This window comes from Vibrio sp. 1F263 (genome assembly GCF_041439035.1).
GTDB classification, from domain to species: Bacteria; Pseudomonadota; Gammaproteobacteria; order Enterobacterales; family Vibrionaceae; genus Vibrio; species Vibrio tasmaniensis_A.
This window is the reverse complement of the sequence record NZ_JBGONI010000001.1, coordinates 283,022-300,292: the sequence shown is the minus strand read 5'-3', so window position 1 is coordinate 300,292 and position 17,271 is coordinate 283,022. Positions and strand designations below refer to the sequence as shown.

At 44.9% G+C, this 17,271-nt stretch carries 13 protein-coding genes; 5 read left to right on the top strand and 8 right to left on the bottom strand.

Features of this window, described 5'->3' with window-relative positions; translation table 11 throughout:
- Positions 1-242 precede the first annotated feature (242 nt).
- The 5 genes from ACED25_RS01245 to gap all read right to left on the bottom strand — a co-directional run bounded on the left by ACED25_RS01245 (position 243) and on the right by gap (position 6,759).
- Positions 243-1,202: a ChaN family lipoprotein gene (locus ACED25_RS01245; RefSeq protein ID WP_017099469.1), complete on the bottom strand. Its 960-nt coding sequence runs from the start codon at positions 1,200-1,202 to the stop codon at positions 243-245.
- A 75-nt stretch (positions 1,203-1,277) separates the two neighbouring features.
- Positions 1,278-2,093 (bottom strand): 23S rRNA (guanine(745)-N(1))-methyltransferase, encoded by an 816-nt coding sequence (gene rlmA, locus ACED25_RS01240; RefSeq protein ID WP_012603500.1) that lies wholly within the window; start codon positions 2,091-2,093, stop codon positions 1,278-1,280.
- A gap of 193 nt (positions 2,094-2,286) precedes the next feature.
- Positions 2,287-4,323, bottom strand: coding sequence for a methyl-accepting chemotaxis protein (locus ACED25_RS01235; RefSeq protein ID WP_009848661.1), 2,037 nt, complete (start codon positions 4,321-4,323; stop codon positions 2,287-2,289).
- A 312-nt stretch (positions 4,324-4,635) separates the two neighbouring features.
- Positions 4,636-5,520, bottom strand: a complete 885-nt coding sequence (locus tag ACED25_RS01230) for a D-hexose-6-phosphate mutarotase (RefSeq protein WP_371694449.1) — start codon at positions 5,518-5,520, stop codon at positions 4,636-4,638.
- Between the two features lie 243 nt (positions 5,521-5,763).
- A complete protein-coding gene (gap, locus tag ACED25_RS01225) occupies positions 5,764-6,759 on the bottom strand; it encodes a type I glyceraldehyde-3-phosphate dehydrogenase (protein WP_009848658.1) in 996 nt (331 codons plus the stop codon).
- 319 nt (positions 6,760-7,078) lie between these two features.
- On the opposite strand from gap, the gene msrB reads away from it, so the two are divergent.
- Positions 7,079-7,516 (top strand): peptide-methionine (R)-S-oxide reductase MsrB, encoded by a 438-nt coding sequence (gene msrB / locus ACED25_RS01220; protein WP_135381304.1) that lies wholly within the window; start codon positions 7,079-7,081, stop codon positions 7,514-7,516.
- A 180-nt stretch (positions 7,517-7,696) separates the two neighbouring features.
- On the opposite strand, the gene ACED25_RS01215 is transcribed toward msrB, so the two are convergent.
- Positions 7,697-8,503: a DUF2989 domain-containing protein gene (locus ACED25_RS01215; RefSeq protein ID WP_135381306.1), complete on the bottom strand. Its 807-nt coding sequence runs from the start codon at positions 8,501-8,503 to the stop codon at positions 7,697-7,699.
- 113 nt (positions 8,504-8,616) lie between these two features.
- On the opposite strand from ACED25_RS01215, the gene ACED25_RS01210 reads away from it, so the two are divergent.
- Positions 8,617-8,898 (top strand): YeaC family protein, encoded by a 282-nt coding sequence (locus ACED25_RS01210; RefSeq protein ID WP_009848655.1) that lies wholly within the window; start codon positions 8,617-8,619, stop codon positions 8,896-8,898.
- A gap of 148 nt (positions 8,899-9,046) precedes the next feature.
- Here ACED25_RS01210 and ansA read toward each other — a convergent pair whose 3' ends face one another.
- Both ansA and sppA read right to left on the bottom strand, forming a co-directional pair.
- Positions 9,047-10,063, bottom strand: coding sequence for an asparaginase (gene ansA, locus ACED25_RS01205; protein WP_012603507.1), 1,017 nt, complete (start codon positions 10,061-10,063; stop codon positions 9,047-9,049).
- Positions 10,064-10,182: 119 nt separating this feature from the next.
- Positions 10,183-12,033 (bottom strand): signal peptide peptidase SppA, encoded by a 1,851-nt coding sequence (sppA, locus tag ACED25_RS01200; RefSeq protein WP_012603508.1) that lies wholly within the window; start codon positions 12,031-12,033, stop codon positions 10,183-10,185.
- A gap of 279 nt (positions 12,034-12,312) precedes the next feature.
- Between sppA and ACED25_RS01195 the strand changes: the two genes are divergently transcribed.
- The 3 genes from ACED25_RS01195 (at position 12,313) to ACED25_RS01185 (ending at position 17,235) form a co-directional block, all read left to right on the top strand.
- Positions 12,313-14,322 (top strand): NADPH-dependent 2,4-dienoyl-CoA reductase, encoded by a 2,010-nt coding sequence (locus ACED25_RS01195; RefSeq protein WP_198592247.1) that lies wholly within the window; start codon positions 12,313-12,315, stop codon positions 14,320-14,322.
- A 245-nt stretch (positions 14,323-14,567) separates the two neighbouring features.
- Entirely contained in the window at positions 14,568-15,116 is a 549-nt protein-coding gene (locus ACED25_RS01190) for an NAD(P)H nitroreductase (protein ID WP_371694448.1), read from the top strand.
- Between the two features lie 127 nt (positions 15,117-15,243).
- Positions 15,244-17,235 (top strand): DNA topoisomerase III, encoded by a 1,992-nt coding sequence (locus ACED25_RS01185; protein ID WP_371694447.1) that lies wholly within the window; start codon positions 15,244-15,246, stop codon positions 17,233-17,235.
- The last annotated feature ends 36 nt before the right edge of the window (positions 17,236-17,271 follow it).

The window sequence follows — 17,271 nt, the reverse complement described above, 5'->3', positions numbered from 1 at the left end:
TCGGCAGAAGTGTGAAAAACTTGTGCGTTTAATCACCGTGGTGATGTTTTTTTATTCGCACATTGTTTTTTCGTCTGCTGAGTCAAACCGTCTAGTTATTAAGCAAATCTTGTGCCGATAAGGAATTTGAATGTTATATAGGGTTAGAGTGGATGATAGGAGCCAATGAAGCTCTGTCGATGGGCTAGTTATCTAGAATTAGCCCATCGTTTCGTTCTCTTATAAGAATGGATAAGAATGGTTTAGTCGCACTCTAGGCTAGCGCCGCGCTTAGATAGGTGTTTGTATGCCTTCATTCTGTTCTCTTTTTTAACAAAGCGAGCGGGTGGAGAGAGCACCTTTAGCTGATAGTCACTGCTATCCGCTGAGATTTCTTTAACTGGGCTGATGATGGCAATTTTCAAATCAGGGTTACGACGTAGAATTGATGCTGCAGTGCCTAAACCACCTTCGGTGTGGAATTTACCCGCTACATGGATCACCTGTTGTTCAGGGTTCGATGCTAGGTAATCTACAATCGATTCAGCCATAGTTTCGTCCCACGTTACTTGAGCAGAAAATTGTTTTTCTGTTTGCTCTGGTGTGCCGTGATGCATTGAAGCCATGAACTTTTCTTTGTAAGGGCTATCGCCGGTATCCACTTCTGAAGCAATCCATTGACGTTGTTCCGTCGTTAGCTGATCTAGATAGGCTAATCCCTTACGGCCAATGCATTGTACGAAGGGTTTTGGTGCGTTTGCCGCGATGATATCGACGTCATTGGTTTTAGCGAACTCAACTAAAGCGCGATAATCACTTTCGTAGTTTGGCCAAGCAGCCGCTTGAGACATAAGAATTTGTTCGCCAATTTCATCATTGAGATATTGGTTTAATGTGTCCTGATGTTCTCGAGTGAATTGTTCCATTGAAAGCGCGATGTTTGATGTCGCGTTGCGACGTGCTTTTAAGAAATCGGTTTGGAAGCGATGGATTGCCGAGTGAGTGTGCCATTCGCCAATAAGAACCACATCAGCGTCAATCAGCTGTTTAGGTAATGCATCGAGAGACAGCGTTTCTCCTTGTGGAGAAGCAAACTGGTAGTCATAGAATGTGGAAACGTTTTCCGTTTGCGTGTTAGCCACTTGTTGAGAAGTGCTATTTGAAGGTTGATTAGTACAAGCAGTGAGCAGGGTAGCTAATCCAATAAGAATAATACGTTGCATGAAATGCCTCCTTGAAGAACACGCATACTAAAGGAGGCAAGATGAGATTTCAATGCAAACGATAATCAATATCAATTAAAGTTGTTTGCGGTACACTCGTAGCATAAAGTCAGCTTCACAGTTGAATTGCTTTGAATCGGTGAGTTGTTGTTTAAATTCTTCACTCGCTTTCCAAGCAAACGGCGTCATCTGTAGCAGGTCGAATGCGTCTGACCCCGATAGTTCCATCATATAGTTTAGTTGCTCTTGGTGCTCAAGAGTAAAACCTTCGATCATCTCTGGATCTTCATCGTGCAAACGAACGCCATCATAAATCGCATCACGCAGCTGATAAAGGTGTCGGCTAGCAGGGGTCACGGTGATCACCACACCATTGTCTTTGATGGTGCGTTGCAGCTCTTCTGCCTTACAAGGCGCGTAAATGCGTAGAATGCCGTCTAAGCTGTTTTCAGAAAAGGGTAGGCGATGGCTCGAAGCGACTGAGAAGTCGACCGCTGGATAGCGTTTAGCGGCATATTTGATAGCAATTTTAGAGATATCGAGACCAAAAGTAGCGCCATTCTTTTCGTGAAGGTTTACCGCAATTTCATTGGTGTAATAACCTTCACCACAACCGATATCTAATAGGCTAGGGGTTGTTTCTGGCAGATAGCTAGCGCATAAACCAACAACGGCTTGGCGCATTGGATCGTAGTGGTTGCCTTCAAGGAAGCGGCGACGAGCCTGCATCATCTCTTTGTTGTCACCTGGATCTTTTGAGCGTTTGTGGTGTGCTGGCATCAAATTAACATAGCCTTCTTTCGCTAGGTCGAACTGATGGTTCTTTTCACACTTAAACGTACGATCGTTTTGAGATAAAGGTTGGTGACACAAAGGGCATTGGTAAGTCATTGCGAACTCGAGGTAGAAATTTCAAGTCCAAAATTTTAACAGGAAGCATAGTGGGGCGCTAGAATAAACGCAGCTGTCTTGGTTTACGGCAATTAGTGAAGATACAGAGGCTGTCAGTGAAGAGATAGAGCCAACGTATGGTTGGCTCTATTGGTTATGAGCAAGTCACTGATAGAAACAGTGAACTCGGTTTTTAGCTAAAGAAGTTAACTTGGTTCTTTAACGACTCAGCTTGTTTTTGAAGTTCATCAGCACTGTGAGAAGTCTTAGCGCTGGTTTCACGGCTTTGCTGGTTCAAATCGCTGATCGCATGCGCGTTCGCTGCTATTTCTTGAGAAACCTGAGCTTGCTCTTCTGATGTCGCAGCAATGGTTTCAGCTTGAGAGGCAATAGATTCAACTTGAGAGGCAATCGACTCTAGGGCTGTGCCTGCTTCTTGCGCTTTATCAAGTACTTGGTTGGCATTCGATTGGCTTTGTGTCATCAGGTTCACGGCATTGTTAGTTGAAGATTTCAACTTCTCGATGATGCTCACTACGTCTTGTACTGACGTTTGTGTACGATGAGCCAATGTTCTTACTTCGTCAGCGACCACGGCAAAACCACGACCCTGATCCCCCGCTCGCGCGGCTTCTATTGCAGCGTTCAACGCAAGTAAGTTGGTTTGTTCTGCGATGTCATCAATCATCTTGGTGACGGTTTGAATGCTTTCGCTATCAGAACTCACTTGCTCGATGGCCGATGCTGATTTGTCTAATTGATCATTTAGCTGGGCAACATCAATACACACACCTTCAACGACTTCTAAACCTTTCTGGCTGTCTTCATTTGCAAGGCGAACATTTTCAGCAATGCTATTCACTTGCTGCGCTACAGATTCTGCCGAGGTAGCCATCTCTTCAATAGCGGTAACGACTTGCTCAACCTGTGCTTGCTGGCGGTCAGATTGGCTCAGATTGTGGCTAGCATCCTGTGACACACTGCTAGAGCTGTTTTGTACTTGATCACTGGTCGTACGAATTTCTCCAACGAGTGTATTCAATTGAGCAGCCATATTCGCAACGCCGGTATTTAGGTTGCTGATTTCATTCTTAGTCTGTTTGCCGTTGTTTGGAATATGTAAGCTGACTTCGCCTTTTCCTAAGCGCATCATGTATTCGTTTAAAGTCGTTAACGGCGTCAACGTACGGTTCAATACGAGCGTTAATACGACGATGGTAGCGGCGGCAATCAAGGTCGCGATTATCGCGATAAGTTTCAGCAGTTCGTCGCTGCCTTTAGTGACTTCATTAATAAATGTGCCGCCAAGTAGTTTCCAATTCCACCCCGGGACTTCGGTATAGACGAGGTATTTTTCGCCCACTGTTCCTTGATACTCAAAAGGGTAGAGAATCAAGCCGGATGGCTGCTCAAAGAGCTGATAGAAAGGTTTGTTACCGTCGTAGTCGGCAACATCCACAATAGATTTATCACCTCCAGCATTAGTAGGGTGCAGTAAGTACTGGCCTTGATGCTCTTCTTCATTGTCAACGATGATGGTATAGCCAGTATCGCCCCATGAGACAGAACGCAATGACTCGAACAGGTTTTGTGTCGCCTCTTCTACGGGTAGACCAATGAAAGAGACACCGTTAACTTTGCCTTGTGCATTCGTTAAAGGCGCGTAGTAGGTAATGTAGCGTTGGCCGAAGAGCTTCACTTGCGCGTAATAAGCTTCGCCATTTTTGAGTTTGTTATAGCCAGGATGATCCTTGCCTAACGTTGTGGCAACAACACGTTCCCCTGACGGTTTTTTAAGAGAAGTAGACACGCGAATAAAGTCATCGCCAAATGGGGCAAATAGGGTTGCTACAGCGCCGGTGTCGCGAGTAAAGCTATCAACGAGTTTAGTGTCGTTGATTAGGCTCTCACCATATTGAGTCAGGTTAGGAATGGAATGACCGTTGAACTCAACGTCGTAATTCTCAACATAAACACCTGCTAGGTAACCGTTACGAAAGGTGGATTCTAAAACTTTGGCGGTATGCAGGTAGGCATCGAATTGGCCAGATATGGTTTTGGCCATCGCTTCTACTTTGGATTGGTGTTCCCTTAACGTGTTGTCTAATAATACTTGTGAGGCATTGCGATACACGAGCGTTGCGATAGAGCCAAAGGCGATAAGTAAGCACAGCAAAATGACCAACTTAAGTTGGAAGCCAACACTTTGATTTTTGTATTTCTCGAACATGAATTCATTATCCTGTCTTCATTGAGGTGTTGTTAAGTGGTTTTAGATAAGTTTGTTATTGAGCCTCCTATCATAAGAACTTATTCATAGGCAGTAATTGATAAGAATTAATGAATTGATAGTTATATTTATAAATTATGGCGTATGAGATATGAAATGAAATTTGGAATGTATTAAATCTGAGTAGGTAAGCTTTGTCTGCGTTAACTTACAAACTGGTCATGGGAATAGAGATAGAGATAGAGATGGTTAGGGCAATAAAAATGCAGCTCATGGGCTGCATTTTCGAATCTAATTGGCCTAGCTTTAAGCTTATTTCGAAGCAATCATCGTAATCAGCTGGTGGCTTTCACCAGGCTGTAACGTTTTGCCTGCTTCTAGGCTTGGTGCGTGCAGTGTTGACTCGACACACATCATGGTTAGGTAACCGTCGTCTTGCATGTCGCCCATACCTGCAGCCCCTTCCGCCCACGGGTTCCACAGTACTGCGGAGTTATGACCGTGGTTTTCAACCGTTAGCGTGCGATCCAGCTTTTTGTCAGCAACAAAGATTTGCGCTTCTGGTTGCGTGTAAACGCGGTCAATCGTGTCAGTCAGTACCAGTTCAGCACCACCTTGGCAGATCTTGCCACCTTGTAGGCTATCAATGTACTCAGCACCCATACCCGTTGTGGTTGTGTTGTGAATATCGCCAACGTTTAGGTAAGTGTGCAGTGCACCAGAGAAAGTCCATGGCTGAGAATCCGTGTTCTTCACGTCCAGCGTTACTTTTAGCTGCTCGCCGATCTCAACATTCAAACGTGCATCAAACTGATGAGGCCATACTGCTAGCGTCTCTTCGCTTGGCTTCAGACCTAAGCTAACAATCACGCCAGCTTCGCTTTCACGGTGCTCAACTAATTGCCATTCGCTTGAACGTGCAAAACCATGCGCTGGGGCTGCAATGCGACCAAACCAAGGCCAACATACTGGAATACCACCACGCAGAGCCGTTTTGCCGTCGAATTTAGCTTGTTGGCTCATCCAAATTAGGTCTTCTTGACCTTGTGGTTGAAATGACACCACATGACCGCCAAACAACGAAATCGCTGCGTTTGCTTTATCGTGGATAACACGAACTAGTTTTACACCTTCGTGCTCAACGATAGTGACGTTGTTAGAAAGTACCGCCAGTGCAGGTAGAGTAGATAAATCCATTACATGATCCTTCTAAGGAAATTGAATTCAAATGCTGACTAGAGCTAGGGTGCTTGTGATTTTATGAGTGACAAGCAGAGTCAGTATTGGAATTGAATTTCAGTGTTTTGGTGATCGGGATTGAAGTCGGAAGTTGTTTAAAAGATAGCAGGTATTAAAAAGGCGACACTAAGGTCGCCTTTTTCAAAGTCTGCTCAAAACAGTCTTCGCTAATGCTTATCTAAAGCTATTTCTAAAAAGAAATTACTTAGAGATGTGAGCGATTAGGTCTAGAACTTTGTTTGAGTAACCGATTTCGTTGTCGTACCAAGATACAACTTTAACGAATTTGTCAGTTAGAGCAACACCAGCTTTAGCATCGAATACTGAAGTTTGAACTTCACCGATGAAATCTTGTGATACTACTTGGTCTTCAGTGTAACCAAGAACGCCAGCCATTTCGCCTTCAGAAGCTTCTTTCATTGCAGCACAAATTTCTTCGTAAGATGCAGCTTCTTTTAGGTTAACAGTTAGGTCAACTACTGATACGTTAGCAGTTGGTACACGGAAAGCCATACCTGTTAGAAGGCCGTTTAGTTCTGGAAGAACAACGCCTACAGCTTTAGCAGCACCAGTTGAAGATGGGATGATGTTTTGAGAAGCACCACGGCCACCGCGCCAGTCTTTAGCAGAAGGGCCATCTACAGTTTTTTGAGTTGCTGTAGTAGCGTGAACTGTAGTCATAAGACCAGACTCAATGCCCCACTTATCGTTAAGTACTTTAGCGATAGGTGCAAGACAGTTAGTAGTACAAGAAGCGTTAGAAACGATGTCTTGACCAGCGTAAGATGCTTGGTTAACGCCCATTACGAACATTGGAGTTGCATCTTTAGAAGGACCAGTAAGAACTACTTTCTTAGCGCCAGCAGTGATGTGCTTACGTGCAGTCTCGTCAGTTAGGAAAAGACCAGTTGCTTCAGCAACTACGTCTACTTCGATAGCATCCCACTTAAGGTCTTCTGGGTTACGCTCAGCTGTAACACGTACAGTTTTACCGTTAACGATTAGGTTACCGCCTTCAACTTCAACAGTACCGTTGAAACGGCCGTGAGTTGAGTCGTACTTAAGCATGTATGCCATGTACTCTACGTCGATTAGATCGTTAATACCTACTACTTCGATGTCTGCACGCTCTTGAGCTGCGCGGAATACGAAACGGCCGATACGGCCAAAACCGTTAATACCTACTTTGATAGTCATTGTAGTTGCTCCACAACTTAATTTCTGATTAAAGATAACTGGTAGTAAAATTACAGAATCCAGTATACATCTGCAATAGATAATCCGACTTAACTTGTTTAATGTCAAAAAAAAGCGACGCTTTTCTTAACAATTGGGTGTAAGTGGTTGAAAATTGACCATTGCGAGTGGCTCTGTACCCTTCCAGTTGGGTAAAATACCTCTAAATGATGATTCACTTATGAGTGTATATGTACAATGTTTCCTGGTGAGAAAGTATGTGCTACAAAACGACTCATATGCAAGCCTTTATAGAAAAAAGTAAATATAATAACTGATAATGTGGAGAGATATTAACGTGATTCAAAAGGGAGGAAATATGATAAAGCCTGATGAATACTGGCGTGAGCGCCTAACGGACGATGAATTTTCTGTGTGTCGTCAACGTGGTACCGAAGCCCCATATAGCGGTAAGTTACTGCACAACCATAAGACGGGTGTCTATAGCTGCACATGCTGTGAAAGCCCTTTGTTTCTGTCGGATAACAAATATGATTCAGGGTGCGGTTGGCCAAGCTTTGATGCCCCAGTGAATGATGAAGCAGTACGCTATATAGAAGATCTAAGTCACGGAATGAAGCGTGTAGAGATCCGTTGTACCGCTTGTGATAGCCATTTAGGTCACGTTTTTCCTGATGGTCCGAAGACAACCGGTGAACGGTTCTGTGTTAATTCTGTGTCGTTAATTTTCAACAAAAATGACAAAAGTACGAAATAACTTGTCACTATTGTTTAATCCTTACAGGTCGCATTTGCCGATCGACTAACACTGAACGACCCAAGAGTTAAGTATTTCAGAGTTATCTCTAGTACAAATAAAAACAGCTACCATGATGGTAGCTGTTTTTTTGAAAGCTCGTGAATAGAACGTTTGGACTAGAAAACGAGAACAGTGCGATCAGTAACGAGGGACAATCGAAGGGCTGTAAACCTCATCTTCAATAGCGTCGACTATATTGTCCGCGTCTTCATTTAGTTGTTCGTATGTTGACTCATCGAAACGGTACAACACGGTAAGTTCTGCTTCCGAAGCAATAGGTACATCAAACTCTTTCGCTACCATGGCCCACACGTACGCCTTTTCCATATGCCCAAGGCTGTGGTTGATACTCGCCATCGATTTGAAGATCTCGGTGTTGACCTTCGAACCATTAGAAAGCGTTAACGCATTGTTGAGTAGCTTAAGCGTCTTTTCATGGTCACGGGTAGTATAAAAAGTGGCTAGCGCATATTGCATCTCTGCTGTGTTTAATGCTTCTGTCCCTTCTAATTGCAGGAAACTGCGTCTTGCGTTGGTATCCCCAGTTTGTGACCACATAAAATAAAGCGTTTCCGGGGTATTTGATCGCGAGAGTTCGTCAACAATACGTTCAGACTCTTCGATACTATTCATTAAGGAGATGAAGCGACGTTCTTGAAGTTTGGATTGATCAATCGTTTCGATCTGTGCAGCAAGCTCTAGACACTTTTTGTAAGTAGTGACTAATTCGAATTCTTTAATCTTATTGGTATCGCTGGGGTTTTCTTTTGCTTCAAATCGATGCCAGACGAGGTCGGTACGTGCGACACGGCACTGTCCGTCGTTCATATTTAACTTTTCACACTGAAGCCACGGGTTGCTTTCGCACAATTGAGCGGTATTTTTGTTCCCGTCAAAACACCCAACCAGAGTGAAAGGCAATAGGCTTAGTACCAACCATTTCATAATTTTCATATTCCTTCACTTGTGATCAAATACACTTATTTTCAGTCAGGTTCTTGACTCAATTCTGATACGGGTTATTTTCTGGTGAAAATTGTTAAAACTAAGGCCTTACCATGGATGCAGAACAACTTCTTAGCGCAATGACCCCCGAGGTCTACGAACGTTTAAACTATGCAGTTGAAACGGGGAAATGGCCAGAAGGAACGGCGCTCTCTAAAGAACAGCGCGACTCGTGTATGCAGGCGGTTATGTTGTATCAATCGAAACATAACTCTGAAGCTCAACATATGACAATTGCAGCCGGCGGAGAAATTAGCTTTAAATCAAAGTCTGAACTAAAGAAGCAGTTTAAGTCCGACCAAGAAGATATTGTTAGAGTTAATCCTAATCATTAGGCTTAAATTACAACAAAGGGGTGACACAGTGCCACCCCTTTTTTACAGTTAAGCTGTTTATTTATAAACAATAATACGATTTAGTTCAGGTTTACGTGAGGGGCTTGATTAAAGGTAAGCCCTCGGCTAAACGAATCGCAGGATAGGCTTATAAGCTCATCTCACCGCGTAACACTTGTTGCATTTGAGCTTTCACTTCTTCGTAGCTTAAATCTTGGCTCAATAGATAATGTAATTTCGCCAGTGCCGCTTCTGGTGTCATATCGTAACCACTGATAACGCCCGATTCTGCTAGTGCACAACCCGTCGCGTAACCACCCATGTTGACTTTACCTGCCAAACACTGAGTTAGGTTCACCACAATCACACCTCGTTCTGAGGCATCTTTTAAGTGTTGAAGTAGTTCTTGATTTTGCGGTGCGTTACCAACACCAAAAGTAAGCAGAATCATTGCATTTACAGGCTGTAGTAGCGTGTTGCGAATCACCTCATGCGAGATTCCTGGGTACATTGTAATTACACCGATGGGTTGCGGAGTAATGTTATGAACCTTGAAAGCACCTTCGGGTTGTTCGTTTACCTTAACGTTATTGCTGATCTGGATATTGATACCCGCTTCTAGCAATGGAGTTAGGTTTGGAGAGGTAAACGCATTGAAGCCATCAGCGTGTGATTTTGTACTGCGGTTACCGCGCATCAACTTGTTGTTGAAGAACAGTGTCACTTCGTTGATCGGGTAGTTCGCTGCAATGTGCAGAGCATTTAGCAGGTTTGCTTGTCCGTCTGAACGTAACTCTGCCAATGGGATCTGAGAGCCCGTAACAATCACAGGTTTGCCGAGGTTTTCCAGCATGAAAGACAGAGCAGAGGCGGTGTAAGCCATTGTGTCTGTACCGTGTAGGATAACGAAACCATCGTACTTATCGTAGTTCGCGCGAATATCATCAGCGATAGTCTGCCAATCAAGTGGTGTCATATCTGAAGAGTCCATCAATGGAGAGTATTCATGAATGGTGTACTCAGGCATTTCTGGGCGATGGAATTCAGGCATGCCAGCTAGCTGCTTATCCATAAAACCTGCGACTGGGACATAGCCGTGGTCCAAAGACTTCTGCATGCCAATTGTGCCGCCGGTATACGCGATATAGATGTGTTTTCTTTCCATGGCGATTAATACTTAGTGTGATATAGGGAACAGGGGGGGCGATTATAGCGAATTATCATGCAATAAAAAGAGGCGCCTCACACAGAGGCGCCTCTTGATAACAAAGCGTTGAGCTTATCTTATTGAACTTGGCAGTTTAAGCAAAAAGCATATCGGCCTTGTGGGTCGTTAAAGTTACCTAACAGTTGGCTATCTTGAGCTAACTGTTGAGTAACAGGCTGTAAACTGCTTGGAATCATTGACTGAATATCAAGGCCTATCGACATCTGAACTTGGTTCATAAATTCTTGAATAAATAGCTCAGTGGCTGAAAGAGGCTCTTCTACCCAGTAGATATTGTAGGTTTCAAGCTCTGCAAGTGAAGCTGCAGCTGTAATCGCATCATCAAAATCACCAATTTCATCGACTAGACCTTTCTCGATTGCATCTTGCCCTGTCCATACTCGGCCTTGAGCAATCTTGTCGACAGCATCGACTTCCATGCCACGGTTTTCTCCAACTAGGCTGATGAATCGGCGGTAACCGTTTTCAATGCCCATTTGGAAAGCGTCTTTCGCACCTTCGCTTAGTCCAGTTGTAATACCAAGACCAGAGAAAGGCGACGTACCAACGCCATCGGTGTAAACGCCGATATCGTTCAAGCCTTTCTCAAAGGTCGTGATAACACTGAAGATACCGATCGAGCCTGTCAGTGTGGTTGGTTGAGCCAAAATCTTGTCTGCGCCCATCGAGATCCAATAACCACCAGAAGCAGCCAGGCTAGACATAGAAACCACAACAGGTTTACCTGCTTGCTTGATCGCTTCTATTTCATTGCGGATAACTTCTGAAGCAAATGCGCTACCACCTGGGCTGTCTACACGAAGTACAACCGCTTTTACTTTGTCGTCGTTGCGCGCTTGGCGAAGTAGGGCGGCCGTGGTATCACCACCAACGGTGCCACGTGGCTGCTTGCCATCCATAATTGCGCCGCTAGCGACAATTACAGCGACATCGTGCGATTCACTTGTTAGGTCAGGAAGCATGGTTGTACGGTACTCGTAGTACCCCAACGCGTTATAGCTGTCTTGACCGTCACTGCCGAAGACGTCTGCGAGCTCTAGACGAACTTGTTGGCGAGTTGCCAGTTCGTCAACTAAACCAAGCTTCTCTGCCAGTTTTGCGATATCGCCATCAACCGACTCAAGGTCTTTTAAGAAAGAGTCCATGCTTGGGTTCAAGGTTTTAGCATCGATCTGGCGGTTGTTGCTTACGTCATCAACGTATGCTCCCCACAGTTGACCTAACCAACGAGAAGCTGACTCTTTCGCTGCGTCTGACATATCGTCGCGAATGAAAGGTTCGATTGCAGACTTATAAGTACCGACGCGGAATACATGTGTATTTACGTCAAGCTTCTCTAATAACGTTTTGTAGAATAGCGAGTAAGCACTGTAGCCTTTAAGAAGAACCCCACCATCTGGTGATAGGAAGACTTTAGTTGCGTAGCTGGCTAGGTAGTATTGGCTTTGGTTGTAAAAGTCACCCACCGCATAAATTGGTTTGCCAGTTGCTTTGAACTCGTTGAGCGCTTTAGCAATGTAGCGAAGCTTGGTCAGATTGGTTTCTGGCAGTTCTTTGAGTGCTAAAACGATACCAGTTACCTTGTCATCGTCTTTGGCGTAGCGAATCGTTTCAACAATATCAAACAGGACATTTTCTTTTGGAAGGTCTTTGCCAAGCAGTGAACCCGTGACCGAATCCATCGGATTGATATAGCGACTTTGCTCCACGATAGGGCCAGACAGGTTAAGTACTAAAGCCGATTCCTGTGGAACAGTGGGTTGAGTTGTGTCTGAGTGGAAGTATACAAAGTAGATGATGGCGATACTGAGTAAAAAGAAAAGGTTAACCAGCGCAAGACGCACAAACGTGATGAGCTTCCAAATCCCTTTAAAGATCATGCCTATAAATTTGAATATTTTTTTCATTCTGTCTCCGCAGTGAGATCACGTCGCTTTAACAAGCTGTAGTACCATTAATCTCAATAATATGAACTGCTTGATATCCTACGATAATTCCCTAGCTCAAACTACACCAAGAATTGCTAATCGATATATATTCTCATTAAGTGTAGTCATATTAGGGGTTTCTGAACGATTAATACGTCCTGCATTATGATCGGTGTTACAAAAATGTAAACGGTTGTTTGAACTTTTGGTGATTGAGTTATATTGTGGTCTGACCACAAGGATATAATAATAGAAGTGATGTCTGCCATGTACCCACATTTACTCGAACCACTCGATCTTGGATTTACTCAATTACGTAACCGTGTATTGATGGGATCAATGCACACGGGTTTAGAAGAAAATAAAGAAGGCCTCCACAAGCTTGCCGCGTTTTATGAAGAGCGAGCAAAAGGAGGCGTTGGCCTTATTGTTACCGGTGGTTTCTCTCCTAATTTACGTGGCAGATTGACCCCATTTAGTGCTGAGTTCAGTAAAGTTAAGCACGCTAAAGCTCACCAAGTTGTTACCGAGGCCGTGCATAAGCATGGCGGTAAAATTGCCCTTCAGTTGCTACATGCTGGCCGCTATGCCATGCACCCATTCGCGCAAAGTGCTTCGGGCATCAAAGCGCCAATCGCTAAGTTTGCACCGAGTGAGATGAGCCCTCGTCAAATTAAAAAGACCATCGGTGCTTTTGCCAACAGTGCAGAGCTAGCTCAGGTTGCTGGCTATGACGGCATAGAGATCATGGGCTCCGAAGGTTACTTGATTAACCAATTTATCTGTAAACGTACCAACATGCGTTATGACGAATGGGGCGGTTCTTACGAGAAGCGTATGCGTTTCCCACTAGAGATCGTTAAATCGATTCGCGAAGCGGTGGGTAAAGATTTCATCATTATTTTCCGCTTATCGATGCTGGATTTGGTTGAGCAAGGCAGCACATTCGAAGATGTTGTACTTCTGGCTCAGAAGCTAGAAGAAGCGGGCGTGACCATTATTAATACCGGTATTGGTTGGCATGAAGCTCGTGTCCCAACTATTGCGACACAAGTTCCAAGAGGGGCATTCTCTTGGGTGACGGAAAAAGTAAAACCATACGTGTCGATCCCAGTGGTGACGTGTAACCGAATCAACACGCCAGAAGAGGCCGAACGTATCCTCAGTTCAGGACAGGCCGACATGGTATCAATGGCTCGTCCATTCTTGGCTGACCCTGACTTTGTTAATAAAGCCGCTCAAGACCAAGCGCAGTTCATTAACACCTGTATCGGTTGTAACCAAGCGTGTCTTGATAACGTATTCAAAGGCAAACGAGCGAGCTGCTTGGTGAACCCTCGCGCTTGTTACGAAACTGAAATTGTTGTGCAACCAGCTCAAGCAACCAAAACCATTGCCGTCGTCGGTGCTGGGCCAGCAGGTTTAGCTTGTGCAACAACGTTGGCACAGCGTGGGCATAAGGTTGATCTGATAGAGAAAAATGACCGCATCGGTGGACAATTTAGATTGGCAATGCAGATTCCGGGTAAAGAAGAGTTCAGAGAAACGATTCGTTACTTTGCTAACCAAATAGATGCATCAGGCGTGAACTTAAAACTGGATACTGAAGCGACGTTTGAGATGTTGTTGAAGTACGATGAAGTCGTGATGGCTGCTGGTGTTGAACCCAGAAAGCTTGATATTGAAGGGATAGATCAAGAAAACGTAGTCGACTACCAAACCTTGATTCGTGAAAAGACACCAGTAGGCGAAAAAGTCGCGATTGTTGGTGCCGGTGGTATTGGTATTGATGTGGCAACTATGCTGACAGAGCCGACTTCTCATAGCTTGGACGACTGGCTGCATGAGTGGGGCATTGATAAGAATATGGAGCACCCAGGTGGACTTTATCCTTACCCTGATTCGTTCAGTGATAAAACGGTTTGGGTGATGCAGCGTAAAGCCGGTCGAGTGGGTAAAGGCCCAGGTAAAACTACTGGCTGGATTCATAAGCGCACTCTAGAAAAACGTGGTGTGAACTTACTTGGTGGCGTGAGCTACAACAAGATTGACGATCAAGGTCTGCACATCAGCGTTGGTAAGAAAGATCAGATACTCGATGCCGATTCCGTTATTGTGTGTGCGGGCCAAGTTTCGGTTCGTCCATTCGAAGACATGTGGCAAGAGTTTGGTGGCAAACTGCACGTTATAGGTGGTGCCGATTACGCGGGTGAACTGGATGCGGTGCGCGCAATTCGTCAAGGTGTTGAGTTAGCGATTAAGCTCTAACAACAAACAGAATGTTCTCGTTTGATAAGTTTGAATCAGAAAGTTCAATAAGCTGAACTAGACGGGTAACTAAGCTTGGACTAGACAGATAAATAAGGCTCCTAAGTCATAGATTTAGGAGCCTTTATTGTTTCCAGTATTGTTTGAACTATTGTGTCAATTGGACAGCCGTTGAGATTTATTATCGTTTGTATTCTGTGCTACAGTTCAACTATACAAACAATAAAAATTAGTAAGGACTTCAAATGGATGCTTTGGATCTATTGCTCAACAGACGCTCTATCGCAAAACTCTCTGATCCGGCACCTGAAGGTGTCGCGTTAGAAAATATCATCAAAGCAGGTTTACGAGCTCCAGACCACGGTGCACTGACACCGTGGCGCTTTGTTATCGCACAAGGTTCAGGGCTACAAAAGCTCTCTGATATTTTGGTTCGTGCTGCTGAAGCGGATAAAAGCGAAGAAGCGGTTATCGAGAAAGTAAAGAAAGCGCCGTTCCGAGCTCCAATGGTGATCACTATCATCGCAAAGGTAACTGAGCACGAGAAAGTGCCTGCGTTCGAACAACACCTGTCTGCGGGTTGTGCTGCGCAAGCAATGCAAATGGCCGCAGTTGCACAAGGCTTCCAAGGTTTTTGGCGTTCAGGTAAATGGATGTTCCACCCTGAAGTGCACCAAGCTTTCGGCCTAGAAGGCGACGATGAAATTGTTGGCTTCCTATACCTAGGTACTCCGGGCTGTACGCCAATGAAAGCGCCAGAGCGTGACTTCTCAAAGTTCGTTGAGTTCTTGTAGATCTCGTCAGGAAAATAGCCACACAACGAATTGTTGAATGTTAACTGTATAAACAACCAGTTTTTCTTGATTTCTAGGAGCCACATTAGATAATGTGGCTCTAATTGTTTGTAGCATCTGGAAAAACATGTCTCGCCTTATTATTGCTGAAAAACCAAGCCTAGGCCGCGCGATCGCCGCCGCACTACCTAATCCACAAAAGAAAGACCAAGGGTTTATCAAATGTGGCAATGGCGATGTGGTGACTTGGTGTATTGGACACTTATTGGAGCAAGTTGAGCCAGACGCTTATGATGACCGTTATAAGAAGTGGAACTTAGCCGATCTTCCTATCGTGCCGGAGCAATGGCAGCTGAGACCGCGCAAGACTTCCAGCAAACAGCTTACTGTGATCCGAAAGCTATTGAAGGACGCGACCCAAATTGTCCATGCGGGTGACCCGGATAGAGAAGGGCAGCTGCTGGTTGATGAAGTGATTGATTATTGCAAGGTGTCTAAGACTAAGAAAGAGTCGATGGACAGGTTACTTATTAGTGACTTGAACTTGCCAGCGGTAAAGCGTGCGCTCTCTCAAATGCGCAGTAACCGCGATTTTATTCCACTTTCTATTTCTGCATTGGCGCGCTCTAGAGCCGATTGGCTGTATGGCATGAACATGACTCGCGCGTATACCTTGTTAGGTCAAAAGGCGGGTTACCAAGGCGTGTTGTCGGTAGGGCGAGTGCAAACGCCTGTACTTGGTTTGGTCGTAAGGCGTGATGAAGAGATCGAAAACTTCATTCCGAAAGATTATTTTACTCTGCATGCGCTGATCCCTTATCAAAACAACGGCCAGAGCTTTGATATTCGAGCACGTTGGAAACCAAGCGAAGCATGTAAACCTTGGCAAGATGAAGAAGGCCGCGTACTCAATCGAAAGCTGGTTGAGAATGTCGCTAACCGAATTGCTAATCAGCCTGCAACGGTGACGGAATCAGAGCAAAAGCAAAGCAAACAAGCGGCACCACTCCCTTATTCGCTGTCAGCTCTGCAGATTGATGCGTCTAAGCGTTTTGGTATGAGCGCTCAACAGGTACTCGACACTTGTCAGTCATTGTATGAGAAACACAAACTCATCACTTACCCACGTTCTGATAGCCGCTATCTACCTAAAGATCATTATTCGCAACGAGAGTCGGTAGTCGATGCTATCGCCAATAATGCGAAAGAGCTGCAAAGTGGTGCGCAAGGCGCGGATCTTTCTCTTAAATCCAAAGCATGGAACGACAGTAAGGTCGATGCTCACCACGCGATAATCCCAACGCCGAAGAAATCAGCGGTGAATGGCCTATCTGCTAATGAGATGAAAATCTATCAGCAAATTGCCCGCCAATATCTGATGCAGTTCTACCCACCGGCTGTTTTTGCGGATGCTAAGTTGGTTTTTGATATCGCTGGTGGTGTGTTCATCGCGAAAGGGCGACAACTTACTAACCCAGGTTGGAAGGTGTTGATGGGGAAAACGGACACCGAAGATAAAGGTGATGGTACTGACACTGTTCCACCGCTAGATAAAGGGACTGTGCTCACCTGTCGTGAAGGCGTGATTGGCGATAAGAAAACCGAGCCACCAAAACACTTTACCGAAGCGACCTTGTTACAAGCGATGACAGGTATTGCACGCTTTGTGGCAAATAAAGACCTCAAAGCTATCTTGAAAGAGACTGATGGCCTCGGCACAGAAGCAACCCGTGCGGGGATTCTCGATACTCTGTTCAAGAGACAACTGTTAACGCGACAGGGTAAAAGCATTCACAGTAGCCCGGCGGGAAGAGGATTGATTAATGCCTTACCTGAGGACTCGACCTTTCCCGATATGACCGCTCACTGGGAGCATCAGTTACAAGGTATGGCTGAACGAAACCAAGCGTATCAGCCCTTCATGCAAGAATTAGAAAGCAAGATCGACGGCTTGATGGGCAAGGTCAAAACGGGTGAAGTCCCTGAATCTTTGCGTCATCTTCCTAAAGTCGAAAGACCGGCTTTTAAACGTCGTAAAGGCGGTGGTGCGAAGTCTTATGCCAACAAAGGTACGTATGCCAAGAAAGGTACCTATGCTAAGAAAGGCGCTAAAAGCTAGGAACTGAGAGTAAATGGCTGATTCTTTGCCAAAATG